We start from the raw sequence: 24939 nt of genomic DNA on the forward strand, positions 1-24939 counted from the left end.
GCTGTTCCGATGCCCCGTCCTCCAAAACAGTCCGAGTTGATCGAGACGATCTATGACGCCGGTCTCCACCCGGAGTTGTGGAGCGATGTCGTCGTCAAGCTCAATGCGTTCATCGGCAGCCAGGCCTGCGGCCTGATTTCAAAGGACCCGGTCAGCAAGTCCGGCGCGACGCATTATTACTGCGGCGTCGATCCGCACTACATTCAGCTCTATGCCGAGACCTACTCCCGCTACGATCCGCTCGCCAGGCTGCCGCGTTACGGCGAGGTCCGAAACATCCCCGACCTCGTGAATTTCGACGAGTACCGCCGCGGACGCTTCTACCAGGAATGGCTGCGTCCGCAGGGCTGCGTCGATGTCGCCAACGTGGTGCTGGAGCAGTCGAAGTCGCCGTGTCCAATGCTGATGACCGTGATCCCCGGCAGGGACATGCTCGACGCCGGGCAGCGGGCGCGGATGCAGTTCCTGGTTTCGCATGCGAGCCGGGCGCTGCTGATCAACCGGGCGATCGAGCGGAAGCAGCAGCGTGCGATCGCGCTCGCCGACGTGGTGGACCGGCTCAATGCCGGCGTCATCCTGCTCGATCCCGCCTGCCATATCGTCCACAGCAACCCGGCGGCGGAGACGATCCTGGCCGCCGATGATGTGCTGCGGTCCGTCGCGGGCCGGCTCGTGGCACGGTCCTCCGCTGCAAATTCGGCTCTGCGCGACATCTTCCGCGATGCAGGCGAGGTTGCCCTGGCGGCGGCTTCGGGGCGGAAAATTCCGCTGATGTCGCATGACGGTTCCTACTACGTCGCTCACGTAATCGCGCTGCCGTCGCTGCTGCGTGAAGGCGCGGCGGAGCGCAGCTCGGCCGTCGGCGCCCTGTTTCTGTGGAAGGCGGAACTCGACGGACGCTCATGCGCCGGCCTGATTGACCGCACCTTCGATCTGACGCCTGCCGAGCTCAGGGTGTTGCAGTCGATCGTCGAGGTCGGCGGCGTTCCGGAGACGGCGGTTGCGCTCGGCATCGCGGAGACGACGGTGAAGACGCATCTGCATCGCGTTTTCGCCAAGACCGGCGTCTCCCGTCAGGCCGATCTCGTCAAGCTCGCGGCCGGATTCTCCAATCCGCTCGTGCACTGACGCGCACGGCAAGCGCAGGCGAGTCGCCTCAGCTCGCGATAGGTTCAAACAGAAGCATCATTAGAAAGTTATCGCGCGTCGTTCGATCGAATGACGCGATTTTCCGCGTTCTCTTCTACTAGACGTCACACGATCGGTTGTTCGACGTTTCAGACATCCGTGTGAAGCAACCCACTGCAAGCGGAAGTGAATCCCGCCAATCTCTCGTACAGGTTGAGAGGAGATTGTCATGCCAACGGCGTCACCCGGTCTGGCAGCCAGGTTCAGCGATATCGTCACGGCAATCGGCGCGGCCTTCCGCGAGCAGCGGGAAATCGACGCGCGACGCGTGCTGCGACGCTATCGCCATCTGCTGGGGCAGCCGGACGAAAAATCGTGTTTGAACGAAATGAGTCCCGTCTCGCGCGAAGAGGATATTTTTGAGAATGCCAACGGAGTTGATCCGCGCGAGCGCGCGACCGGCCACCCCACGTTCGAACGTGCGTAACGTCAACATCGTGGCGATTGCGCTGACAGCGGCGCTCGTCACCCTCCAACTGGTCGGCCTCGCGATGCTGGAGCGATCCCACGCCCACGCGATGCAGGCGTCATTTCCACGCGAACCGGCCGTTTGCACCGACAGCGCCGAAATCCGCGTCTCGCAAATTCCCTACGATTGACCGGAGGACGGTTTGTGCCTGATATCACGACTCTGATCCTGCTGAGCGTCGCCGTGTTCGCGGGCGCCTTCGTCTCCGGGCTGTCGGGCTTTGCCTTCTCGGCGGTGGCGGGCGCCATTCTGCTCCGGGTGTTTCAGCCGCTCGAAGCCGTGCCGCTGATGATGGCGTGCAGCATCGGCGTGCAGGCCACCAACCTCTGGGCACTTCGGCGCAACATCCGCTGGGAAGGCAGCCTGCTGCTGATCGTCGGCGGATTGATCGGCGTTCCCATCGCGGTATCGCTGCTCCAGAGCACGGATACGCATCTGCTCCGGCGCGGCTTCGGCATCATCGTCGCGCTGTACGCCGCTTACATGCTGCTGCGGCCGACGCTGGTGACGGCCGGCGAGGCTGTCGGCCGGCACTGGGTCGCCTTGATTGGGTTCGGGGGAGGGCTGGTCGGCGGCCTGACCGCGATGCCCGGTGCGATTCCCACCATCTGGTGCGACATGCGCGGCATGCCCAAGAGCGAGCAGCGCGGTCTGGTGCAGCCCTTCATCGCCGCGATGCAGGTCTTCGCGATCGCGCTGCTGGTGGGACATCAGGATCTGTCGTCAAAGGTGTTCATCGATCTCGCCATCAGCCTGCCGGCGCTGTTCGCCGGCTCTGCGCTCGGCGTGATCGCGTTTCACCGGGTCAACGAGACGGTCTTTCGCAAGACCGTGCTCGTGCTGCTGCTGGTCTCGGGGATATCCCTGATCTAGTGGCCTGCGCCTTCGTGATGTAGCTCCTGGACCGGAGCCACGCTGGAGCCGCTGCCGTGATGCACCAGCGGCTTCATGCCGGTGACGGTCCGCAGCAGCACGTAGAAAATCGGCGTCAGGAACAGGCCGAACACGGTAACGCCGATCATGCCGGAGAACACGGCGACGCCCATGGCGCGCCGCATCTCCGAGCCCGCGCCGGTCGAGAGCACCAGCGGCAGCACGCCCATGATGAACGCCATCGACGTCATCAGGATCGGGCGGAGCCGCAGCCGGCTCGCCTCGATCGCGGCCCGGATCGGCGTGCGGCCTGCGAACTCGAGCTCGCGCGCGAATTCGACGATCAGGATCGCGTTCTTGGCCGAGAGTCCCACCAGCACGATCAAGCCGATCTGGGTGAAGACGTTGTTGTCCCCCTTGGAGATCCAGACGCCGAACATCGCGGCGAGCAGACCCATCGGCACGATCATGATGATCGAGAGCGGCAGGGTCAGGCTCTCGTAGAGCGCGGCCAGCACCAGGAACACCAGCAGGATCGCCAGCGGGAACACCCAGAGGCCAGAATTGCCGGCGATGAACTCCTGATAGGTCAGGTCGGTCCATTCGAAGGCAAAGCCCGGCGGTAACGTATCCGCCGCGATCCGCGTCGCTGCCTCCTGCGCCTGGCCGGAGGAGAAGCCGGGCGCGGCCGCCGCGTTGATGTCGGACGACAGGAAGCCGTTGTAGCGGATCGCACGTTCCGGTCCCGCGCTCTGGCGGATCTTCAGCAGCGCCGACAGCGGCACCATGTCGCCGGAGGACGAGCGCACCTTCAATTGCCTGATGTCGTCGGCCCGCGCACGGAATGGTGCGTCGGCCTGGACATAGACGGAGTAGGTGCGGCCGAATTTGTTGAAGTCGTTGACGTAATAGGAGCCGAGGTAGATCTGCAGCGTGTTGAACACCTCCGTCACGGGCACGCCGAGCTGGAGCGCCTTGGTGCGATCGATGTCGGCGAACAGTTGGGGCACGTTGACCTGGAAGCTCGAGAACACACCGGCGATCTCCGGCGCCTTCTGCATCGCCGCCATGAATGCCTTCGTCGCCTCGTTCAGTGCCTCATAGCCGAGACCGGCACGGTCCTCGATCTGCAGCTTGAAGCCGCCGATCGTGCCGAGGCCGTTGACCGGCGGCGGCGGGAACATCGCGATGAAGGCCTCCTGGATTCCGGCGTATTTCTTGTTGAGATCGGCCGCGATGGCATTCCCGCTCAGGGCTGGACCCTTGCGCTCGTCGAACGGTTTCAGCGTCGAGAACACGATGCCGGCGTTGGAGGAGTTGGTGAAGCCGGCGATCGACAGGCCCGGGAAAGCGACCGAGCTCTCGACACCGGGCTGGGTCAGCGCGATGTCGCTCATCTTGCGGATCACCTCTTCAGTGCGATCGAGCGCTGCACCATCGGGCAGCCGTGAGAAGCCGACCAGATATTGCTTGTCCTGGCCCGGCACGAAGCCGCTCGGCACCTGCTGGAACAGGAAGGCGGTGAGGCCGACCAGCACCACATAGAGACCCATCACCGCGGCTTTGCCCGAGATCACCTTGGTGACGGTGCCGCTGTAATTCTCCGACGAGCGGGTGAAGGCCTTGTTGAAGCCGCGGAAGAACCAGCCGAGGCCCTTCTCCATGATGATCGTCAGCCTGTCCTTCGGCTCGTTGTGGCCCTTGAGCAGCAGCGCGGACAGCGCCGGCGACAGCGTCAGCGAGTTGACGGCCGAGATCACGGTCGAGATCGCGATCGTCAGCGCGAACTGTTTGTAGAACTGCCCGGTGAGGCCGGAGATGAAGGCGAGCGGCACGAACACGGCAATCAGCACCATGGCAATGGCGATGATCGGACCGGAGACCTCGCGCATGGCCTGATAGGTGGCATCGCGCGGCGACAGCCCGCCCTCGATGTTGCGCTCGACGTTCTCGACCACGACGATGGCGTCGTCGACGACGATGCCGATCGCGAGCACCAGGCCGAACAGGCTGAGCGCATTGATGGAGAAGCCGAACAGGTGCATCACTGCGAACGTGCCGACGATCGACACCGGCACCGCCAGCAGGGGAATGATGGAAGCGCGCCAGGTCTGCAGGAACAGGATCACGACCAGCACCACCAGCGCGATCGCCTCGAGCAAGGTGTGGATGACCGCCTCGATCGAGGAGCGCACGAACTGGGTGGGATCGTAGACGATCTGGTAGGACACGCCTTCCGGCATGTTCTTCTTGATCTCGGCCATGGTGGCGCGGACGTGGTCGGAAATCTCCAGCGCGTTGGAGCCCGGCGCCTGGAAGATCGGGATCGCCACCGCCTGCTTGTTGTCGAGCAGCGAGCGCAGGCCGTATTCGGACGCGCCGAGCTCGATCCGCGCGACGTCGCGCAGTCGCACCACTTCGCCGCGCGTGCCGGTCTTGACCACGATGTCGCCGAACTGCTCTTCGTTGGCGAGCCGCCCTTCCGCATTGACGGACATCTGGAGGTCGATGCCCCTGACGTTCGGGGAGGAGCCGACGACGCCGGCGGCGGCCTCGACGTTCTGCGCCTGGATCGACTTGACGATGTCGCTCGCGGTCAGGCCGTGCTCGGCGGCCTTCTGCGGATCGACCCAGACCCGCATCGAATAATCGCCGGCGCCATAGAGCTGGACGTCGCCGACGCCGTCGATCCGCGCCAGCCGGTCCTTGACGTTGAGCACGGCGTAGTTGCGCAAGTAAGTCATGTCGTAGCGGCCGTTCGGCGACAGCAGATGCACGACCATGGTGAGGTCGGGCGACGACTTCTTGGTGATGATGCCGAGCTGGCGCACCACGGCCGGCAGCCGCGGCTCGGCCTGCTGCACGCGGTTCTGCACCAGCTGCGTCGCCTTGTCGGGGTCGGTGCCGAGGCGGAACGTCACCGTCAGCGTCATCGCGCCGTCGGTGGTCGCCTGGCTCGACATGTAGAGCATGCCTTCGACGCCGTTGATCTGCTCCTCGATGGGGGTCGCCACCGTCTCCGCAATCACCTTCGGATTGGCGCCGGGATAGGTCGCGCGCACCAGCACCGAGGGCGGCACGACATCGGGATATTCCGAGATCGGCATCGCGAACAGCGAGATCAGGCCGGCGAGGAAAATCAGGACCGACAGCACACCGGCGAAAATCGGACGATCGATGAAGAATTTTGAGAGATTCATGGCTTTGCCCCTGGGCAATATCTTGGTCGTCTCCACACAGCTCCGCCGTCATTCCGGGGCGCGGGCAAAGCCCGCGAACCCGGAATCTCGAGGTGATGTGCTCGGAGTTCTTAAACTTCTAGATTCCGGGTTCGCGCTACGCGCGCCCCGGAATGACGGAGTTTGTCAGCGCTGCACCACGTCCTGGTTGCTGTGGTTGGAAGCCTGTTGCGGCCCGCGCGCGCCCATTGCGGCGACCTCGGTCTTGAGGAGGGCGCCCGGGCGCACACGCTGGAGGCCGTTGACGATGATGCGGTCACCGGTCTTCAGCCCCGCCGTCACGATACGCAGCCCGTCGACCGAGCCGCCGAGCGTGATCGGCCGGTAGACCGCGCGGCTGTCGTCGCCGACCGCCATCACGAACTTCTTGTCCTGGTCGGTGCCGATCGCGCGCTCGTCGATCATGACCAGCGTCTGCTGCTTCGGCTGGCCCATGCGCACGCGGGCGAACTGGCCCGGGATGAGACGCCCGTCCTCGTTCTGGAACACCGCGCGGACACGGATGGTGCCGCTCTGGCCGTTGACCTGGTTGTCGATGAGCTGGATGTGACCCTTCGCGGAGAGACCGCCGGAGGTCGCCATCTCGACCGGGATCTGGTCGAGCTTGCCGCGCTGGCCGGAGGCATCCGCGATCGAGTTCAGCGCCCGCAGCACCACCTCTTCATCCGCGTCGAACGAGGCGTAGATCGGGTTGACCGAGACCAGCGAGGTCAGGACCGGGGAGGCGGTGCCGGCGGCGACGAGATTGCCGACGGTGATCTCGAACTTGCCGACACGGCCGTCGACCGGCGCGCGCACCTCGGTGTAGTCGAGGTTGAGCTTTGCGGTCTGGAGCGTCGCCTCGGCGGCCTTCACGTTGGCGATGGCTTCGCGATTGGCGTTGTCGCGCTGGTCGTAGTCGCGGCGCGTGACCACGGCGTTGCCGACCAGCTGTGCGCCGCGCTCCAGCTCGCTCTGGGTGAACACGACGCGCGCCTTCGCCGCCTCGAGCTGCGCGTTGGCCTTGTCGACCTCGGCCGCGTAAGGCGCCGGATCGATCTTGAACAGAACGTCGCCTGCCTTCACCAGCGCGCCTTCGGTGAAGTTGGTGGACATGATCGCACCGGACACGCGCGGTCGCAGGTCGACCCGGTTGATGGCTTCCAGCCGGCCGGAGAAATCGTCCCACAGCACGGTCTGCCGCGGCTCGATCATCGCGACGGTGACGGAGACGGCTTGCTCGGCCGCGGCGGCCGTTGCCGTCGCCTGGGCTGCACGGAAATAATGACCGGTCGCGATCGTGCCGGCTGCGGCAAGGGCGCCCACAATGGCGACGCCGCCGAGAAGGCGGCGGAAACGACCGGTGCGGACGGTATTTTGGTCAGAATTTTGGGAGGGATGCATTTGCGCGCTCCAGATATGTAGTGTTCACTACAGATGTGGAGCTGGATGCCGCAGTGCAAGATACTTATGTACCATTCACTAAGAAAATTGTAGCGGCATACCGCAAGAATTGGAAGCGGCAGAGAAAATAAAGCTAGAACAAATAGATAGGAATTGGCGTTAAGCCTCAGGCTGAACGCGAATCCCGAGGAGACAGGCACATGGGCATGGGACGCCCCCGCGAATTCGACGCCGAGACGGCGTTGGACCAGGCGATGGAAGTGTTTTGGCGCCATGGCTATGAGGGCGCCACCATCGCCCAGCTCACCGAGGCGATGGGCATCAATCCGCCCAGCCTCTACGCCTGCTTCGGCAACAAGGAAGGCCTGCTGAAGGCCGCGCTCGACCGCTACACCAAACTGCGCAATGTCTGGATGAACGAGGTGGTAGCGGCTCCGACCGCCCGCGATGTCGCCGAACGAATGCTGATGGGCATCGCCGAAAAGCAGACCGATCCGGCCAATCCGCCCGGTTGCCTGCTCGTGCAGGGCGGCATCGCCTGCGGCAGCGGCTCCGAGAACGTCCCCTTCGAGCTCGCCGCCCGCCGCGCCGAGAACGAAGACCAGCTGCGCGACCGCTTCATCCGCGCCAAGGCGGAAGGCGATCTCAAGCCGACCTCGGATCCCGCCGCGCTCGCGCGCTACGTCTCGGCGGTCTCCGTCGGCATGGGCGTGATGGCGTCCTCGGGCTCCGATCGCGAGGCGCTGCGGCAGGTGGCGAGCGTCGCCGTTCAGGCGGTGGAAGCGCAGTCGGCTGATAGAACCTGATTCATCTTGCGGATTGCATTGCAGACAGCGACGGCGGCGGGACGAAGCCGCCGAACTCGCGTTCGATCAGTCCCGCCAGCGCAATCGTGGTGCGATCCTCGAGATAAGGCCCGATGATCTGGACGCCGATCGGCAGGCCCGACGGCGTGCGCTCGATCGGGACGGCGGTCGCCGGCAGTCCGCAGGTCGAGGCGGGATCGGCCCAGATGAAGCACGCATCCGAGTAGTTGTAGAGCTTTCCATCTATGTCGAGCCGTCGCGCGTCGAACGGCTCGGACTGGTCTTGCGGAAAGGCCGGCACGGCCGCGGCCGGGTAGATCGCTGCGTCGAACTCGCGGAAGAACTGCTGCCACCGTTGCTGCAGCTGCAGGCGGGCCGCGTCGGTCGCCAGCCATTCGCGATGGAGCATGCCCCAGCCGCGGGCGCGCTCAGCCTGCATGCTGTGGTCGTCGGGCGAGAGTGCCGCGGCAACTCCTTGCGCCTCTGCGAGGGCGGCCGGTGTCAGGCGCGGACTTCGCGCGGCGTTCAACAGTTTCATGTAGAGCCGCGCGGATTCGACGAGATCGGGCAGCGAAATGCTCGCGCGCGCGACCCGCGCGCCTGAACGTTCGAGCCGTTCCGCCAACCGCCCAATGGCCGAACGCACGGCATCACCCGTCGGCATCAGCGGATGGGTATCGATCACCAGGATCCTGAAATCCTTGAGGTCGTTGTGGCGCGGGGCGGGCAGCGCAAGGCGATAGCCGATCCCGTCCCGCGTCTCGTCGGGGCCAGCAATCACATCGAGCGACAATGCGAGGTCCGAGGCGGTGCGCGCCATCGGCCCGACGACCGCGAGATCACCTTGACCCGGGACGGGAGGAGCCGGCGGCAGGCTGTATCCGCGCAGCGGGACCAGGCCGAGGCTTGGCTTGTGTCCGAACACCCCACAGAAATGCGCGGGCACCCGGATCGAGCCGCCGATATCCGAGCCGATCGAGAGCGGACCGAAGCCTGCGGCCAGTGCCGCGGCCGATCCGCCCGAGGAACCGCCCGGCGACCGGCCGAGGTCCCACGGATTGCTCGTCGTCCCGTAGATCTCGTTGTAGCTCTGGAAATCCCGCAGACCGATCGGGATGTTGGTCTTGCCGATGATGACGGCGCCCGCCGCCTTCAGCCGCGAGACGACGAGGGCATCTTCCGCCGGTTGAAAGTCGCTGAAATGCGGAAAGCCCCATGTCGTCGGCAGGCCGGCGACGTTGAACGGCTCTTTCAAGGTGATGGGGATGCCGAGCAGTGGAAGCCGCTCGCCGCGGCCAAGCGCGGCATCGGCGGCGCGCGCGGCGTCCCTTGCGCGATCAAAATCGCGAACGATGACGGCATTGATGCGCCCGTCCAGCGCCTCGATGCGTCCGATCGTGTGCTCGAGCAATTCCGATGCCGACACCTTGCGCGCGTGCAGGGCGCTCAGCAGCGCGCTGATCGAGCCGTAGTTCAAGTCGGCGGCGTCTGCGTTCATCATGAACTCCAATGTATCTCATCGCTGTGTCGAGGCCATCCCCGCTGCAGATTGCTCGGGCGCCGAACGTGCGATTTTGCAAGGGCATGGGGAGGTGGGTGCCGCGGACACCAGACCTGCTTGCCGGTCGAGGGACCGCATCATCCGAAACCGCGATGCCTTCCGTACGGCTAATGGTCCGGTGCAGCGGCGAACTCACGATTGGGGATAATGCAAGTCTGCGCCTGTTTTGCCCGACGGCGCAAGTGAATATTTCGCTTTTACAGAAGTTAAGGAAAGGTCAATGATTCGATCCGATCTCTACTGTGCATGGGGTTGTTTTCGCATTTTTTGTCGGAGCGTCACCACGCCACAGGGTCCGGGCATTAGCCGCCAGGATTGAACGGGAACCCCTAAGGGTTTTTATACACAGTTCTGGCACGCTCCCGCGCGTCAAGATCCGCAACCTGCATCGTCGCGTCTCAACGCGTGCACGAAAAGACGGGGCGGGCACTGTGGGGGCGTTGCTTCATGACTGCACTTGCTTCGGACGCCGGTTGCGCGAAGCGCGGGATCGTGCCGATCCTGCTGTGCGTCGTGCCGTTCAGCCAGATCCCGCTCGATGCCTATACGCCCGGCCTGCCGCAGATGGTGGTCGATCTCGCCGCCGATCCCGCCTCGATGCAGAACACCGTCACCGCCTACATGCTCGGCATGTCTTTGGCGCTGGTGCCGGTCGGCGTCGCCTCCGATACGCTCGGCCGCCGCCACGTTCTGCTTGCGGGGTTCGCCGTGCTCATCGCGATGAGCATCGCGTGCGCGCTGGCGACCAGCGCCTCGCTGCTGCTTGCGCTGCGCTTCCTGCAAGGCGTCGGCGGCTGCACCTGTCTCGTCGTCGCTTATGCGATTGCCGCCGATTGTTTTCGCGGCCGCGAGCTCACGGCGATCTCCGGCCTGCTTGGGGCCGCCTGGGGGCTGGCGCCGGTGCTTGCGCCGGCGGCGGGCGGATTCATCGTCGAGCTGACATCCTGGCGCGGCGTCTTCGTCGTCATTGCCATCGCCGCGGCCATCGTTGCCGCGATCGTCGCGCTGCTCTTGCCCGAGACGTTGCCGGTGGAGCGGCGCGCGCCGTTCGATCCGCGCCGTACCGCCGGCATTCTGCGCGGGGCGCTGGTCCGTCCGGGCTTCCTGGCCTTCGTGCTGGTGTTTGCCGCGGCGGCCAGCGCGCAACTGGCGTTCGGCGTCGTCGCGCCGTTCTTCTACCAGACCGGCCTTGGCTATTCGGCTTCCATCTACGGCCTCGTCGCGCTCGGCCTTGGCGGCGTCAATCTCGCCGGCGAGCTCGGCTGCGCGCATTTCGCGCACTGGATGCCGGCCCGTGTGATGGGCTTTGGCGCCTTCGCGCTGTTTGTTGCGGGCGCTGCCGTGCTGGCCGCGACAGGCATGACCCTCGGTCTCGATTTCGCTTCGATCACGATCGGCGGCGCGCTGGTGCTCGGCGGCTGCGGCGTGTTGTGCCCGATGATGTACGGCATGGCGCTCGGCCTGTTCGAGCGCGACCACGGCCTGATCGGCGGTTTGATCAGCGCGCTCTGCTATCTCGCGGTGAGCGGCGTCATGGCGATCGCGGCGGTGCTGCCGGAAGCAACGCAGGCGCCGATCGGATGGCTTTATCTCGGCCTCTGCGCCGTTGCGGGCACGCTGCTTGCGATCTCGCTGCCTTCGGCGCGACACGCCACACAGACCTAGGGAAGGAACCAATTCATGACCACCGTCGGTATTCGCGGCACGTTCTTCGACTTCGTCGACGATCCCTGGAAGCACGTCGGCAACGAGCAGGCCGCCGCACGCTTTCACCAGGACGGTCTCATGGTCGTCACCGACGGAATCATCAAGGCGTTCGGTCCCTACGAGACGATCGCGGCCGCACATCCCGGCGTCCAGATCAGCCACATCAAGGACCGCATCATCGTCCCGGGCTTCATCGACGGTCACATCCATCTGCCGCAAACGCGCGTGCTCGGCGCCTATGGCGAGCAGCTGCTGCCGTGGCTCCAGATGTGGGTCTACCCGGAAGAGATGAAATACAAAGACCGCAACTACGCGCGCGAGGGCGTGAAGCGCTTTCTCGACACGCTGCTCGCCTCCGGCACCACCACGTGCCAGGCCTTCACCAGCTCCTCACCGGTTTCGACCGAGGAGCTGTTCGACGAAGCAGCCCGCCGCAACATGCGCGTGATCGCCGGCCTCACCGGCATCGATCGCAACGCGCCGGCCGACTATGTCGATACGCCCGAGAATTTCTATCGCGACAGCAAGCGGCTGATCGCGCAGTACCACAACAAGGGTCGGAACCTCTACGCCATCACGCCGCGCTTCGCCTTCGGCGCCTCGCCGGAGCTGCTCAAGGTGTGCCAGCGCCTCAAGCACGAGCATCCGGACTGCTGGGTCAACACCCACATTTCCGAGAATCCGGCCGAATGCAGCGGCGTGCTGGTCGAGCATCCGGATTGCCGGGACTATCTCGGCGTCTACGAGAAGTTCGACCTGGTCGGCCCGAAATTCTCCGGTGGCCACGGCGTCTATCTCTCGAACAACGAGTTTCGCCGCATGTCGAAGAAGGGCGCGGCGGTGGTGTTCTGCCCGTGCTCGAACCTGTTCCTCGGCAGCGGCCTGTTTCGTCTCGGCCGCGCCACCGATCCGGAGCACCGCGTGAAGATGTCGTTCGGCACCGACGTGGGCGGCGGCAACCGCTTCTCGATGATCTCCGTGCTCGACGACGCCTACAAGGTCGGCATGTGCAACAACACGCTGCTCGACGGCAGCATCGACCCGACGCGAAAGGATCTCGCCGAGGCCGAACGCAACAAGCTCTCGCCCTATCGCGGCTTCTGGTCGATCACGCTCGGCGGCGCCGAGGGGCTCTACATCGACGACAAGCTCGGCAATTTCGAGCCCGGCAAGGAGGCCGATTTCGTCGCGCTCGATCCGAACGGCGGGCAAGCCGCGCAAGCGTGGCACCAGTCGCTGATCGCCGACGGCAATGGGCCGCGCACGATGGACGAGGCCGCGAGCATGCTGTTCGCCGTCATGATGGTCGGCGACGACCGCTGCGTCGACGAGACCTGGGTGATGGGCAAGCGTCTCTACAAGAAGAGCTGAAGCGGACGGCCGCGATGAGAGAATCTCCCGATACGGCCGGCCAGCCGGTCGCCCTCGTCATTCAGCGTCGCATCGCCGACGACGGCTTTGCCGCGTTCGCGCGGTGGAACGGCGAGGTGGGCGAGGTGCTCAAGGCATGGCCCGGCTTCCTGGGGCAGGAGGTGGTGCCGCCGCAGCCGCCGGCGCATGTGGACTGGGTCACGATCCTGCGTTTCGCAAGCCCCGCCGCCGCACGCGCCTGGCTTCAGAGCGATGTGCGCGCGCGCCTGATTGCAGAGGTGCAGCGTTTCTTCGTCGGTTCGGAGGACGTCCACATCCTGCCCGACACCGGCGTCGCGCGCGACAGTGCGGTCTCCGCCGTCATCTCCTTCAAGGTCCCCGATGGACTCGAGGATGCCTTCCTCAAATGGCAGCAGCGCATCCAGGCCGCGGAGGCCGAGTTCAGGGGATTCCTGCGCCACAAGATCGAGCGGCCAATTCCGGGCCTGCACGACGAATGGATCATCATCCTGTCGTTCGACAGTGACGCCAACCTCAACGCGTGGCTCGACTCGCCGTTGCGGCAGACGCTGCTGAAGGAGGGCGCGCGCTTCAACGCCGGCATGAACGTGAAGCGGGCGAGCTACGGCTTCAACTTCTGGTTCCCGGCCGGCAAGGTCCAGGCGTCGGAGCAAGGACCCGGCCTGATCTGGAAGAGCAACCTCATCGTACTCCTAGTGCTCTATCCCGTGGTCTACCTCTGGGGCTATTTTGTCAGCGCGCCCTTGATCGACAGTCACGGCATGCCGGTCTGGTTGTCATTGTTCGTCGGCAATCTCGTCAGCACCCAGCTTCTCGGCTGGCTTCTGGTGCCCGCTGCCTTCAGGGCGCTCGGCTGGTGGATCAGGCCGAAGGCGGCGCTCGGACGCCAGATCGCGGGATACGCGCTGCTTGCCGCGCTCTACGCGGCGTCGATGGGCCTGTACGCGCTGCTCATCGCGTGGCATTGGGGGCGGTGAGCCGTCCACCGCTGCGGACCGTTGAGGTGTCGTCGGGGGAAGCGGCGTTCGCTGGACACTGACGATCATGTTCGCCCTGACATTTCTCGGGACCTCGGCAAGCGTTCCCTCAGCGGAGCGCAACCATCCGGCTCTCCTCGTGGAGGCCGCGGGCAAACGCATTCTGGTTGATTGCGGCGAGGGCACGCAGCGCCAATTGCTGCGCAGTGGCGCCGGATTTCGGCGGCTCGACCGCATCCTGCTGACGCACGCTCATCTCGATCACGTGCTCGGTATCCCCGGCCTCTTCTCGACACTCGGCTTGCGGCAGAACTCCGACGCGATGACCATTCATGGCGGCCCGGGTACGCTCGACACCGTCGCCCGCATGCTCGCAGGCCTGTGGGGCGAGGGCAGGGCGCCGATCCCGGTGGCGTTCGCGCCTCTGACCGAGGGACAGATCGTCGACGCCGGAGACTTCACCATCGACTGCTTTCCGGTCCGCCATCGTGACACCGACAGTTTCGGCTTTTCCTTTCAAAGACCCTCGCGCCGCCATCTGTTGTCCGGTCGCCTCACGACCCTTGGTGTCCCCGACGGTCCCTTGCGCAGAGAACTGGCCGAAGGACGACCGGTCGTGATCGAAGGCGGCCGAACGATCAATCCGGAGGAGGTGCTGGGGCCGCCGAGCGGCGGCAGGAGGCTTGTGGTGATCGGCGACACCGAGACCACCGAGGGGCTGTCGCAATACGTCGCTGGCGCCGACTTGCTGGTGATCGAGGCGACGTTCCTCGATCGCGATGCGTCGACCGCGCGGGACTACGGCCACCTCACCGCAGCAGAAGCAGCCGCGTTTGCGGCCGCGAACAATGTCGGGCAGCTCGTGCTGACCCATATGTCGGGACGTTACGACGACAAAGAGATCCTGGCCGAAGCGGCAAGAATCTTTCCGAACACCCGGATCGCCGCCGACTTCGACCGCATCGTGATCTAGTCGCTGCCCTCAGCCCGATAATCCCGACTTGATCGCAATATCCTGCACCTGGCGCGTCACCTGCATCAGTCGCGGCAGCGCCTGGTCGCGAAAGGCCGGCATGTCCATGCGCATCGCGTCGATGGTGACGCTCAACCCTCCGATCACAACATCCTGGGCGTCGAAGATCGGCGTTGCCAGCGTACGCAAGCCGTAGGCGTTCTCGCCGTCGGAGACGGCGTGGCCCTTCTTCTTCACCTGATCGAGCCGGGCGAGCAAAGCATCAAGATCGGTCAGCGTTCGCTCGGACAATTTCACCCGAGGGCGCGCTTCCAGCCGTTCGATCTGCTCGTCCCGCGCAAGATGCGCCAGCATGACATGCCCGAGCGCAGCGCTGTAGGCGGGAATGCGCGTGCCCGGACGGCGATCCATCTTGTGACGGTCGAGACCCGCGCCGATGCGTGCGAGATAGACCACGTCGCCGCCATCGAGGATCCCGAGCGAGGCCGCATCGCCTACTTCGGGCACGAGGTCGCGCAGCAGCGGCTCGACGATCGGCCGCAACGAGCCGTGCGACAGCACGCTATAGCCGAGGTCGAGACAGGCAACCCCGAGGCGGAACCGGCGGCTTTGCGGAACGGACTGGACATAGCCGAGCTCGACCAGGGTCTGGATCAGCCGAAATGCCGTCCCGCGATCGAGATCGGCACGTGCGGCAATCTCACTCAGGGTCAGCTCGAAGGCCTCGCTGCTGAAACTCTTGAGCACGGCGAAGGCCTTGCCGACCGAAGCGACGTAATTCTTGGCATTCTTCGGGCTAGCTTCAGATTTGTGCTTTGTGGCCTTGGCCATGCTCGAATGCCCCGCCAGGGTAGCCGTCGCCCTTGACGTGGCGGCGAGCTGATTTTACGACAGGCCAAGCCAATAACAAATGTTCGCATTCCGAACAACATCGATTTGACGATCGGAGGAAGTTTGTCGACATCATCGCTGCACCCTCATGGCGTCTTCTCCGCCGCGCTGACGCCGCTCGACGCTGAGCTCGCCCCCGATCATGCTCGCTTCGTCGCGCATTGCCGCTATCTGCTGGACGAAGGCTGCGACGGCATCGCGCTGCTCGGCACGACCGGTGAGGCGAACTCCTTTTCGGCCACCGAGCGCACCGCACTGCTCGAGGCGGTGGTCGCCGCCGGCATCGCGCCGCAGCGGCTGCTGCCCGGCACCGGCGTCGCCGCGCTCAGCGAGACCATTGCGCTGACGCGCCACGCGCTCTCGGTCGGCGTCGAGACCGTCGTCATGCTGCCGCCGTTCTACTACAAGGGCGTTACCGACGACGGCATCTTCGCCTCCTACAGCGAAGTCGTGCAGCGCATCGGCGATGCCAGGCTCAAGGTCGTGCTCTATCACATCCCGCAGATGTCGGCGCAGCCGATCTCGCATGCGCTGATCGAGCGGCTGCGCGCGGCTTATCCGTCCACCTTCACCGGCATCAAGGACTCCTCCGGCGACTTCGTCAACATGACCGCGATGGTCGAACGCTTCCCGGGCTTTGCGGTCCTGGTCGGCGCCGATCCGCTGCTGCTGCCGCTGCTGCGCAAGGGCGGCGCGGGCTGCATCACCGCGACCTCCAATCTCGTCGCGCGCGACCTTGCCCATGTCTACGGGCATTTTGGCGATAGCGACGACGACTCGGCGCTCAAGGCGGCGCAGGCGCGCATCGTCAAAGCGCGCGAACTGGTCTCGCGCTTCCCGCAGATGGCCTCGCTGAAGGCGCTGGTGGCCGATCGCACCGGCCACGCCGGTTGGCAGCGCCTGCGGCCGCCGCTGGAGTCCTTGCCGCCTGCCGAGGCGAAGGAGCTGCTCGCGGATGCGGCTGCATTCGCTGCCGTTGCCGTCTAGGCTTGGCACGGGCGACGAGGCGATCCGATGTTCGACCCTTTCCATGATGCGTTGAGCGGGCTCGCTGCGATCGTTGGCGACAAGCACGTCATCGCATCCGGGCCCGACCAGGAGCCCTATGTGGTGGACTGGCGCGGGCGGTATCACGGCCGTGCCGTCGCGGTGGTGAAGCCCGGCTCGACCGCCGAGGTTGCTTCCGTCGTCAAATACTGCGCCGGGAAAGGACTTACGATCGTGCCGCAAGGCGGCAACACCGGGATGTGCGGGGCCGCGACTCCGGACGATCGTGCGGGCAATGTCGTGATCCGGCTCGATCGCATGCGAACCGTGCGCGACGTCAGCCCGCTCGCCAACACGATTACCGTGGAGGCTGGCTGTATTCTCGCCGAGGTGCAGAATGCGGCCCGGGCCGTCGATCGTCACTTCCCCTTGAGCCTGGGTGCCGAGGGCTCCTGCCAGATCGGCGGCAACATCTCGACCAATGCAGGGGGCACGGCCGTGCTGCGCTACGGGCCGACGCGCGATCTTGTGCTCGGGCTGGAGGTCGTGCTGCCCGACGGGCGTGTCTTCGACGGCCTGCGCGCGTTGCGCAAGGACAATACCGGATATGCGCTCAAGCAGCTCTTTATCGGTGCGGAGGGCACGCTCGGCATCGTCACCGCGGCAGTGCTGAAACTGTTCGCGCCGCCGCGCAGCTCGGCTCTGGCGCTCTTGAAATTGCAGGGCGTCGAGCAGGCGCTCGAGATCATGCAACGCCTGCGCGGTGCAGTCGGCGACCGGCTTGGCAGCCTCGAGATCATGTCGCGGTCGCAGATTGAGGCGATCGCGCAGACCGTGCCTGATGTCACGATCCCGTTCGAGCTGACGACGCCGTGGTATCTGATCGTCGAGCTGACCGACACGCTCGCGGGCGTCGACCTCGACGAGCTGCTTGCTGCGGCGCTGGCGGAGGCGATGGATGCAGGGCTTGCCGATGACGTCATTCTCGCGTCCAACCTTGCGCAGGCGAAGGCGATCTGGGCGGTCAGGCACAGCGTGTCCGAGGGCAACAAGCGCAGCGGCTATGTCGTCTCGCACGACAGCGTGGTGCCGCTGGAGCGTCAGGCGGCCTTCGTCACCGAGGTCGATGCGAGGATCAAGGCCGCCGTGCCGCATGCGCGCGTCGTCATGCACGGCCATATCGGCGACGGCAACATCCACGTGATCGCCCTGGTCGACCGCGCATACTGCCAGGATCCCGGCACCACGGCCGCGCTGGTGGCGCAGATCAACGAGATCGTCGACGACGAGACCGCGGCACAGGGTGGGGCGATCAGTGCCGAACATGGCATCGGGATCACCAATCGTGGCCGGCTTGCCCGCGTTGCCGATTCGCTCGATATCGAGCTGATGCGCGGCATCAAGCAACTGCTTGATCCCGACGGCCTGATGAATCCCGGCAAGATTTTTGGCGCGGGAGCGGCATGACGATGACGAGCGTCCGCCTGCTTGCCGACGATCTCACCGGTGCGCTTGACACCGCTGCGGAGTTCGTCGGCCTGTGCGGACCGTTCAACGTCACCTGGCCGGAAGCGTCAGCACCGCTGGATTCCGGGAGTCTCGCGATCGACAGCGGCAGCCGCGAGCGGTCGAAGGCTGAGAGCATCGAGATCGTCGGACGGCTTGCGCAGCTGCTTCAGAGCGGAACGATCGCCTACAAGAAGGTCGACAGCCTGCTTCGTGGCGCGTGGGCGGCCGAGCTTGGCGCCTGCCTGCGTAGCCGCCATTGGACCTCGTGCGTGGTCGCGCCGGCCTTCGACTATCAGGGGCGCCGCACCGTGGGTGGCCAGCAATTTGCGCGTACGGTGCAAGGCGATTGGCATCGTGTCGGCGACAATCTCCTGACCCAAATGCAACGCGAGGGCATCGAAGCGCGGCAGGGCGCGGCCGATACGCTGTCGCAAGGCGGCGTTCAGGTCTTTGATGCCGAGAGCGATATTGACCTCGATCGTGTCGTCGAAATCGGACGGCGCATGCCCGGGCCCGTACTGTGGTGCGGCAGCGGCGGGCTGGCCGGGGCGCTCGCCCGCAGCCATCGCGCCGATTCGCCGGACCATCTGAAGCTGCCGGTGCTGGGGCTGTTCGGCTCAGACCAAGCGACTACCGCAGCGCAGCTTGCGGCATGTGGGGGCGCCACCGTCGCGCTCACTGAAGGTGAGGGCGCAGCGCGGGTCCGGCGCAAGCTGGCCGCCGACCGCGTGGCGCTGGTCGAATTCTCTCTTCCCAATGGCCTGACCCGCGCCGAGGCGGCGCGGCGGATCGCGCGTGAAATGACGGCCCTGATTGCGGCACTTGAACCGCCGGGCACGCTGATCGTTGCCGGTGGAGAGACCTTGAAGGCCGCATGCGTCGCTCTCGGCGCGCAGGCGCTGCAGGTGACAGGACGTATCGTGCCGGGATTGCCGCGCTCGATCCTGCGGGGCGGCCGCTGGGCCGGCGTCGATGTCGTTTCGAAATCCGGCGCATTCGGCACCAGCGAGCTCTGGCGCGATCTGCTCCGGACCAATCATTTGCTCAACATGGAAGGTCCGACATGACCTCTCGCCATCTTGCCATCACCATGGGCGATCCGGCCGGGATAGGGCCGGAGATCATCGTCAAGGCCTGCGTCGCGCTGAAGGACCGGATCGCGACGGGCGATCTGCGTCTGCTGATCATCGGCAGCGGCGCGGCACTCGACGGCGCGAAGGCGTCGCTCGGCGCGGGCGTTGCGATCCCGCAGGTGGCAGCCGACGATCGCGAATGGCCCAATCTCTGTTACCTGCAAGCCGACGCTGAAGGCGATCCGATCAAGCCCGGCGTGCTCAGCGCCGACGGCGGCCGATTCGCCTACAAGGCGATCGAGCAGGGCGTGCGTCTGACGCAGGCCGGACGGACGTCCGCGATCGTCACGGCACCGCTCAACAAGGAAGCGCTCAACAAGGCCGGCTATCATTTCCCCGGCCATACGGAGATGCTGGCGCATCTGACCGGTGTGCGCGGCTCGGTGATGCTGCTCGCCCATGGCAACATGCGCGTCAGCCACGTCTCGACCCATGTGGCGCTGGAGGATGTGCCGAAGCGTCTGACGCCGGAGCGCTTGCGCATGGTGATCGACCTCACCAACGATGCCTTGCTGCGGCTGAGCATCGCCAAGCCGAAGATCGCCGTCGCCGCGCTGAATCCGCATGCTGGCGAGGGCGGCCTGTTCGGCCGGCAGGATATCGACGTGTCGGCTCCTACGATCGCCAAGGCGGTCGCCGACGGCCTCGATGTCGTCGGCCCCGTGCCGGGCGATACCATCTTCGTCAAGCTGCGCGCCGGCCAGTACGATGCCGCGGTCGCGATGTATCACGACCAGGGGCACATCCCCGTAAAGCTGCTCGGCTTCCAGATCGATCCCGCGACGGGCCGCTGGCAGGAGCTTTCCGGCGTCAACATCACGCTGGGCCTGCCGATCATCCGCACCTCCGTCGATCACGGCACCGCTTTCGACATCGCCGGCAAGGGCATCGCCAACGAGCACAGCCTGATCGAGGCCATCGACTATGCCGAGCGGCTGGCCGCCGGCGCCTCTGCATCCAGATGACGAGATCGAGCGCACGATGACCAACGCCTTCACGCCCATCGAAATCCTTCGCCCCACCGTCCTCGAGTTCGGCTGCGGCACGATCACCGCAGCGGCGCGCTTCGCCGAGCGCATCGGCGCCAAGCGGCCGCTGGTGATCTCCGACCCGTTCAATGCACGCCGCGTCGACACGCTGGCGCTGCCGGGCGCAGTGAAGCTGTTCGGTGAGGTCAAGCCGGAACCCGACCTGCTCAATCTCGAAAAGGCCGTGGCGATGGCGCGCGAGGTCAAGCCCGATCTCGTCATCGGCTTCGGCGGCGGCAGCGCGATGGATCTCGCCAAGCTGGTTGCCGTTCTCTGTACATCGGATGTGGCGTTTGCCGACATCGTCGGTCCCGAGAAGGTGGCCGGCCGCAGCGTCGCGCTGATGCAGATCCCGACCACGTCGGGCACCGGCAGCGAGGCCGGCACCCGCGCGCTCGTCACCGATCCCGTCAGCCAGAACAAGCAGGCGGTGCAGAGCCGCTTCATGCTGGCTGATATTGCCATCGTCGATCCGGACCTGACGATGACCGTGCCGAAGGAGGTCACCGCGGCCACCGGTGTCGACGCGCTGGCGCATTGCGTCGAGGCCTATACCAGTCGCAAGGCGCATCCGGTGATCGATCTCTATGCGCTCGAAGGCGCGCGGCTGGTCGGGCAATATCTCGGGCGCGCGGTGGCCGACGGCGGCGACCGCGAGGCGCGCGCCGGTCTGGCGCTGGCCTCGCTCTATGGCGGCTATTGCCTCGGGCCGGTGAACACGACCGCCGGCCACGCGGTGGCCTACCCGCTCGGCACGCGCCATCATGTGGCGCACGGGCTCGCCTGCGCGGTGATCTTCCCGCACACGCTGGCCTTCAACATGCCGGCGGTCGAAGCGAAGACGGCGGCGGTACTGGCGGCACTCGGCCTGCCGGCGCATGACGACGCAAAGCCTGCGTTCGAGGCGACCTATGAGTTCTGCAAGAATCTCGGCATCGAGATGCGGCTGTCCGCGCTCGGCGTTCCCAAGAATGATCTCGGCGTGATGGCCGACGAGGCGCACGCCATTCGGCGTCTGCTCGACAACAATCCGCGCGACCTCGGGCGGGACGCGATCCTGAACATGTACGAGGTCGCGTTCTAGCGGTGGCTGCCGCGCGCGGCAGCCAACAAAAAGCAGAATGACAACAGAGGAAACTTCGATGAAATCGATCTTGCTTGTTCTTGCCTCAGCGATGCTGCTGGCGACGTCGCCGGCGAAGGCGCAGGACGGCTATCCGTCCAAGCAGGTGACGGTGATCGTACCCTTCGCCGCTGGCGGCACCGCCGACATCTTCGCGCGCATGGTGTCCAATCATCTGCAAATGAAGCTCGGCAAGCCGTTCGTGGTCGAGAATGTCGGCGGCGCAGGCTCGATCCTCGGCGTGACGCGGCTGGCAAAATCTGCCCCCGATGGCATCACGCTCGGGCTTGCCAGCACGTCCGCGCTCGCGATCAACCCCACGCTCTACGGGCCGAAGCTCAGCTACCAGCCGGACAGGGATCTGGTGGCGGTCGCCCAGATCAGCGTCGTGCCCAACGTGCTCGTCGTCAACCCGAACAAGATCAAGGCGCGCACCGTGCCGGAGCTGATCGCCTACCTGAAGGCGAATCCGGACAAGGTCTCGTTCGGCTCGGCCGGCGTCGGCACCTCGCAGCATCTCGCCGGCGAGCTGTTTCAGCAGATGACCGGCACCAGGATGGTGCACGTGCCCTACAAGGGCTCGAGCCAGATGCTGACGGATCTTCTCAGTGGCCAGATTGATCTCGCCTTCGACAACGTGCCGCTGCTGCTGCCGCAGGTGAAGACCGGCCAGCTCGCGATGCTCGCGACCGCAACGCCCAAGCGCGCCGCCTTCGATCCCGAGGTTCCCGCCGTCGCCGAATTCCTGCCCGGCTTCGAGGCCGTGGCCTGGCACGGCTTCTTCGTTCCCGCGGCGACGCCGAAGCCGATCGTCGAAAAGCTCTCGGCCGAGATCCGCGCCTACATGCAGCAGCCGGAAACGGTGCAGAAGATGGCCGAGCTCGGCGCCGTCGCGGTCGCGGTCGATTCCGAACCGTTCAAGGCCTACATCGCTTCCGAGACCGAGCGCTGGAAGAAGGTGATCGAGGCCGCCAACATCAAGATCGACTAGGCGCGAGGAGTCGGCTGACCATCCACCGCAGCGCTTGCCAGCCCAGAGCCGAGCGGGTAGAACGCTGCCACGCCTGAGCCGTGATTTGCGCCAAACGCGCTTCCGGCCACAGCCGGGCAGATCAATAAGTAATTGAATTTGTTCGGCTATTCCGTTGGGGAATGGTGTAACGGTAGCACAACAGACTCTGACTCTGTTTGTCTTGGTTCGAATCCAGGTTCCCCAGCCACGCCTAAATTATTGAAATTGTTGAGCTAATAGCGCTTTTTCGGAAGTGCAAATAGCCGTTGGTATGTTGCGCCTGTTGCTCCCTTTTCCCCAATGTTTTCTGTGGTTTCCCTGCGCTCCCGGCAATTCGGCGCGACATGATGCGCAATATAAAGGGTGCAAACAATTTTCTAGACATGGTTGTATAGCGGTATAGGTTCCCACCAGTTGGGCGGGGAAACTTCCTTGAAACGACCGAAGCAGTTGCAGCAGGTATTTCGGGGCAAGCCGAAACAGCTGAAGAAGGACGTCACGGCTGAGGAAATTGAACTTGCCGTACGCGGTGTTAAGTACACACCCAGCGATTATCATTGCAAATTAGACGGCCGGTTAGCCCGGAGATATAAACCTCAAACCCCGTGCCCGCGGGACTTCACGATTCAGCAAGCGGGTGACGCGATCCGAGCGGCAATACGAGCGCGGCAGGTGTCCCCGCAATGGGTTGAAGACTTCCCTCGCTATTGTTGGAGAAAAATTGATGGGCGCTGGTACGAGGCGACCACGAAATTTGCTGATCCGGGGAACTATCACGCGTATCCGATCGACGAGGAGGGTCTCCCTCCGGAGCTAAGAAAATGAGCGGCTTTGAGATTGCACGGTCTTGGCTTCCCCGTCCCGGCAAGACTGACGCTGACGCGACTCTTGCCAGATTGCATATCCAAATCGAAGACAAGCCCGTTTCGGATTTTCTGGACAGCCGTGAGCAAAAGCATTCACTAGAAATTCCCGCCTATTATCTCGCTGAATGGATGGCTGAAAACTGGTGGCCGCTTCTGTGGGAGCCCAAAAAATCCGAAGAGGCCGTCTTTGATGCAGCATTTGTTCGTCGACATTCGTTCCTAGCTGCTCAGCGTGGATTCGCACTCCCCGACGTTAAAATTATTTCGGTTGGCAAGTCGGTTGAAGTTTCGGCCGCTGCTCGAACCTCAGATTTGGCGAAGGTAAGATTTTTCAATCGCGCTTCGGCATCGCTTGATCGAAAGGAGGTTGAGAAGGTCTTACGTCAATTCATCGAAGGTGTGGTCGTCCGCCTCGAAGAGGCGCACATAACCGACTCCTTCTTGCAGGCTGCCTGGGCATTGATTTCGTCCACCGACGAAGACGAAGCACTGTTTTGCAGACTTGCGGGCGCGCTCGGAGTATCGCCGTACGAAATTGCCGAACCGATTGCTGAGCTTTTTGAAAGGCTCGAAGTCACGCTGGGGCCGAAAGTGCTCCTCGATTTGTGCCAAGTGGCCACGATCGAGGATTTTCCCGAAATGGCGAAGGTGACTGAACAAGCGGTATCGCTTACGAAAAACGCACCGACATCGACGCTGTCGCCATTATCCACGTTCAAGATGCCGTCGGACAACGTCAATGCTGCCGCTCACCGATATGGTGTGCGCACCGCAGACTTTTTACGTCGGCAATTGGGTATTAGGGACACGGACCCGAATGGTGCGACGAAGGTATTTGAGGAACTGCACGTCGATCCGAAGAACCGCGTGTTTCAGAAGCACACTGATTTCGACGAAGCTTCGGTAACGGGTGCGGTTGTTCGTCACGATGACAAGATGAAAATAGCATTGCTCCAAGAGACCGAAACGAAGCGCCGTTTCTCTGCGGCGAGAGCCATCTTCTCTGGCTGGTCGGCCGAGGACAACGAAAGCATGCTGCTCACGTCGGCAGTCACACGTGATCAACAAGCCAACAGAGCATTTGCGGCCGAGCTTACGTGCCCATTGGCGATCGTGCGTTCCAAGGCGAAATCCGGAAGACTTACGGGTAGCGCCATATCAGACTTAGCTGCGGAGCTGCACATAGGCGCGGACGTTGTCAGGAAGCGGGCTACTGACAACGGTATCCACGTTTGATCGGAATATGCCGCAATCTGCACTTCAAAGGAGAACTTGCAATGGCTGTTTTCATTCATCTGACCCGCAAGGGACCTCCTGAGCGTGAGGTGCTGGTGAACGTCGATCGAATTCTGCTTGTTCAGGCGGGCCAACACGGCGGCTCCACGATCCTATTTGGGCATGAGCACACAATCACGTTTGTCGAAGAGCCTGGCGCTGTCCATGAAAGGATTGCGGCCGGACCCTATGTAATGACCCATTAAATCAGGCAGAATTTATTCGGACACGTTGTATGACAACGTTTTGCGCTGTATAACAACGTTAAGTAACTGATATTGCTAATCTAATTCGCATGTGATGTATTGTTTCCTACGGGAATCAACCCGAGCATCACACAGGTAACCTATGTCCGCACAGCAATTGAACGACTTCACCGTGCGCTGGCTCATGGCGCTCAAGACGTCGCAGGCCGATGGCGACCACAAGCGCGTGCGCATCATCATTGACGCACTCGCCAAGGCGCATGGCATCCCGGTGAACTACGGGCCCCGTTGACAGTTCACAGCCCGAACACATTTGAGGTTCCAGATTGCGGGACGATTTG

General features: G+C 64.2%; 23 protein-coding genes and 1 tRNA gene. 20 read left to right on the plus strand and 4 right to left on the minus strand.

Translation table 11 applies throughout. The features are described 5' to 3' along the window. Positions 1-9: 9 nt before the first annotated feature. From OC450_RS19150 to OC450_RS19165, 4 genes are all read left to right on the plus strand, one after another. Positions 10-1128, plus strand: a complete 1119-nt coding sequence (locus OC450_RS19150) for a helix-turn-helix transcriptional regulator (RefSeq protein ID WP_262048448.1) — start codon at positions 10-12, stop codon at positions 1126-1128. Positions 1129-1357: 229 nt separating this feature from the next. Next, entirely contained in the window at positions 1358-1615 is a 258-nt protein-coding gene (locus tag OC450_RS19155) for a hypothetical protein (RefSeq protein WP_262048449.1), read from the plus strand. Beyond that, positions 1608-1787: a hypothetical protein gene (locus tag OC450_RS19160; RefSeq protein WP_262048450.1), complete on the plus strand. Its 180-nt coding sequence runs from the start codon at positions 1608-1610 to the stop codon at positions 1785-1787. The genes OC450_RS19155 and OC450_RS19160 overlap by 8 nt, the downstream gene beginning before the upstream one ends. Positions 1788-1801: 14 nt before the next feature. Then, the gene (locus OC450_RS19165) at positions 1802-2530 is read left to right on the plus strand and encodes a sulfite exporter TauE/SafE family protein (RefSeq protein WP_262048451.1); all 729 of its coding nucleotides are present in this window, start codon (positions 1802-1804) and stop codon (positions 2528-2530) included. On the opposite strand, the gene OC450_RS19170 is transcribed toward OC450_RS19165, so the two are convergent. Both OC450_RS19170 and OC450_RS19175 read right to left on the minus strand, forming a co-directional pair. Continuing rightward, positions 2527-5730, minus strand: coding sequence for an efflux RND transporter permease subunit (locus OC450_RS19170; RefSeq protein WP_262048452.1), 3204 nt, complete (start codon positions 5728-5730; stop codon positions 2527-2529). The two genes, OC450_RS19165 and OC450_RS19170, sit on opposite strands and share 4 nt — an antisense overlap. A 165-nt stretch (positions 5731-5895) precedes the next feature. After that, a complete protein-coding gene (locus OC450_RS19175; protein WP_256806825.1) occupies positions 5896-7152 on the minus strand; it encodes an efflux RND transporter periplasmic adaptor subunit in 1257 nt (418 codons plus the stop codon). 200 nt (positions 7153-7352) lie between these two features. Between OC450_RS19175 and OC450_RS19180 the strand changes: the two genes are divergently transcribed. Next, positions 7353-7958 (plus strand): TetR/AcrR family transcriptional regulator, encoded by a 606-nt coding sequence (locus tag OC450_RS19180; protein ID WP_256806823.1) that lies wholly within the window; start codon positions 7353-7355, stop codon positions 7956-7958. A gap of 1 nt (position 7959) precedes the next feature. Here the strand turns inward: OC450_RS19180 and OC450_RS19185 are convergent, their stop codons facing one another. Beyond that, complete coding sequence (locus OC450_RS19185) at positions 7960-9456, minus strand: amidase (RefSeq protein ID WP_256806821.1); 1497 nt, start codon at positions 9454-9456, stop codon at positions 7960-7962. A 510-nt stretch (positions 9457-9966) separates the two neighbouring features. Here OC450_RS19185 and OC450_RS19190 point away from each other — a divergent pair. The 4 genes from OC450_RS19190 (at position 9967) to rnz (ending at position 14568) form a co-directional block, all read left to right on the plus strand. After that, positions 9967-11184, plus strand: coding sequence for a multidrug effflux MFS transporter (locus OC450_RS19190; RefSeq protein WP_262048453.1), 1218 nt, complete (start codon positions 9967-9969; stop codon positions 11182-11184). A gap of 15 nt (positions 11185-11199) precedes the next feature. Continuing rightward, the gene (gene guaD / locus OC450_RS19195) at positions 11200-12597 is read left to right on the plus strand and encodes a guanine deaminase (protein ID WP_211383406.1); all 1398 of its coding nucleotides are present in this window, start codon (positions 11200-11202) and stop codon (positions 12595-12597) included. A 14-nt stretch (positions 12598-12611) separates the two neighbouring features. Further along, a complete protein-coding gene (locus OC450_RS19200; protein WP_256806815.1) occupies positions 12612-13595 on the plus strand; it encodes an antibiotic biosynthesis monooxygenase in 984 nt (327 codons plus the stop codon). Positions 13596-13662: 67 nt separating this feature from the next. Further along, positions 13663-14568 carry a ribonuclease Z gene (gene rnz, locus OC450_RS19205; protein ID WP_262048454.1) on the plus strand — a complete coding sequence of 302 codons (906 nt, stop codon included), beginning with the start codon at positions 13663-13665 and terminating at the stop codon, positions 14566-14568. A gap of 9 nt (positions 14569-14577) precedes the next feature. Here the strand turns inward: rnz and OC450_RS19210 are convergent, their stop codons facing one another. Then, a complete protein-coding gene (locus OC450_RS19210) occupies positions 14578-15399 on the minus strand; it encodes an IclR family transcriptional regulator (RefSeq protein WP_256806813.1) in 822 nt (273 codons plus the stop codon). 123 nt (positions 15400-15522) lie between these two features. Between OC450_RS19210 and OC450_RS19215 the strand changes: the two genes are divergently transcribed. From OC450_RS19215 to OC450_RS19265, 11 genes are all read left to right on the plus strand, one after another. Then, on the plus strand, positions 15523-16446 hold the full coding sequence (locus tag OC450_RS19215) for a dihydrodipicolinate synthase family protein (protein ID WP_211383410.1): 924 nt from the start codon (positions 15523-15525) through the stop codon (positions 16444-16446). Positions 16447-16473: 27 nt separating this feature from the next. After that, a complete protein-coding gene (locus OC450_RS19220; protein WP_256806811.1) occupies positions 16474-17913 on the plus strand; it encodes an FAD-binding oxidoreductase in 1440 nt (479 codons plus the stop codon). A gap of 2 nt (positions 17914-17915) precedes the next feature. Next, positions 17916-19022: a four-carbon acid sugar kinase family protein gene (locus OC450_RS19225; protein ID WP_262048455.1), complete on the plus strand. Its 1107-nt coding sequence runs from the start codon at positions 17916-17918 to the stop codon at positions 19020-19022. Beyond that, complete coding sequence (gene pdxA / locus OC450_RS19230) at positions 19019-20053, plus strand: 4-hydroxythreonine-4-phosphate dehydrogenase PdxA (protein ID WP_211383413.1); 1035 nt, start codon at positions 19019-19021, stop codon at positions 20051-20053. Before OC450_RS19225 ends, pdxA begins: the two co-directional genes overlap by 4 nt. Before the next feature lie 16 nt (positions 20054-20069). Then, the gene (locus tag OC450_RS19235; RefSeq protein ID WP_262048456.1) at positions 20070-21200 is read left to right on the plus strand and encodes an iron-containing alcohol dehydrogenase; all 1131 of its coding nucleotides are present in this window, start codon (positions 20070-20072) and stop codon (positions 21198-21200) included. A gap of 58 nt (positions 21201-21258) precedes the next feature. Beyond that, positions 21259-22230: a Bug family tripartite tricarboxylate transporter substrate binding protein gene (locus tag OC450_RS19240; protein WP_249128970.1), complete on the plus strand. Its 972-nt coding sequence runs from the start codon at positions 21259-21261 to the stop codon at positions 22228-22230. Positions 22231-22385: 155 nt separating this feature from the next. Further along, positions 22386-22459 (plus strand) — tRNA-Gln (locus OC450_RS19245). A gap of 224 nt (positions 22460-22683) precedes the next feature. Beyond that, on the plus strand, positions 22684-23076 hold the full coding sequence (locus tag OC450_RS19250) for a hypothetical protein (protein WP_262048457.1): 393 nt from the start codon (positions 22684-22686) through the stop codon (positions 23074-23076). Then, positions 23073-24353, plus strand: coding sequence for a hypothetical protein (locus OC450_RS19255; protein WP_262048458.1), 1281 nt, complete (start codon positions 23073-23075; stop codon positions 24351-24353). The genes OC450_RS19250 and OC450_RS19255 overlap by 4 nt, the downstream gene beginning before the upstream one ends. 41 nt (positions 24354-24394) lie before the next feature. Next, positions 24395-24598: a hypothetical protein gene (locus tag OC450_RS19260; protein WP_262048459.1), complete on the plus strand. Its 204-nt coding sequence runs from the start codon at positions 24395-24397 to the stop codon at positions 24596-24598. A gap of 142 nt (positions 24599-24740) precedes the next feature. Beyond that, positions 24741-24890: a hypothetical protein gene (locus OC450_RS19265; RefSeq protein ID WP_262048460.1), complete on the plus strand. Its 150-nt coding sequence runs from the start codon at positions 24741-24743 to the stop codon at positions 24888-24890. The last annotated feature ends 49 nt before the right edge of the window (positions 24891-24939 follow it).

It is taken from the genome of Bradyrhizobium sp. Bra78 (assembly GCF_024519855.1).
GTDB classification, from domain to species: domain Bacteria; phylum Pseudomonadota; class Alphaproteobacteria; order Rhizobiales; family Xanthobacteraceae; genus Bradyrhizobium; species Bradyrhizobium japonicum_G.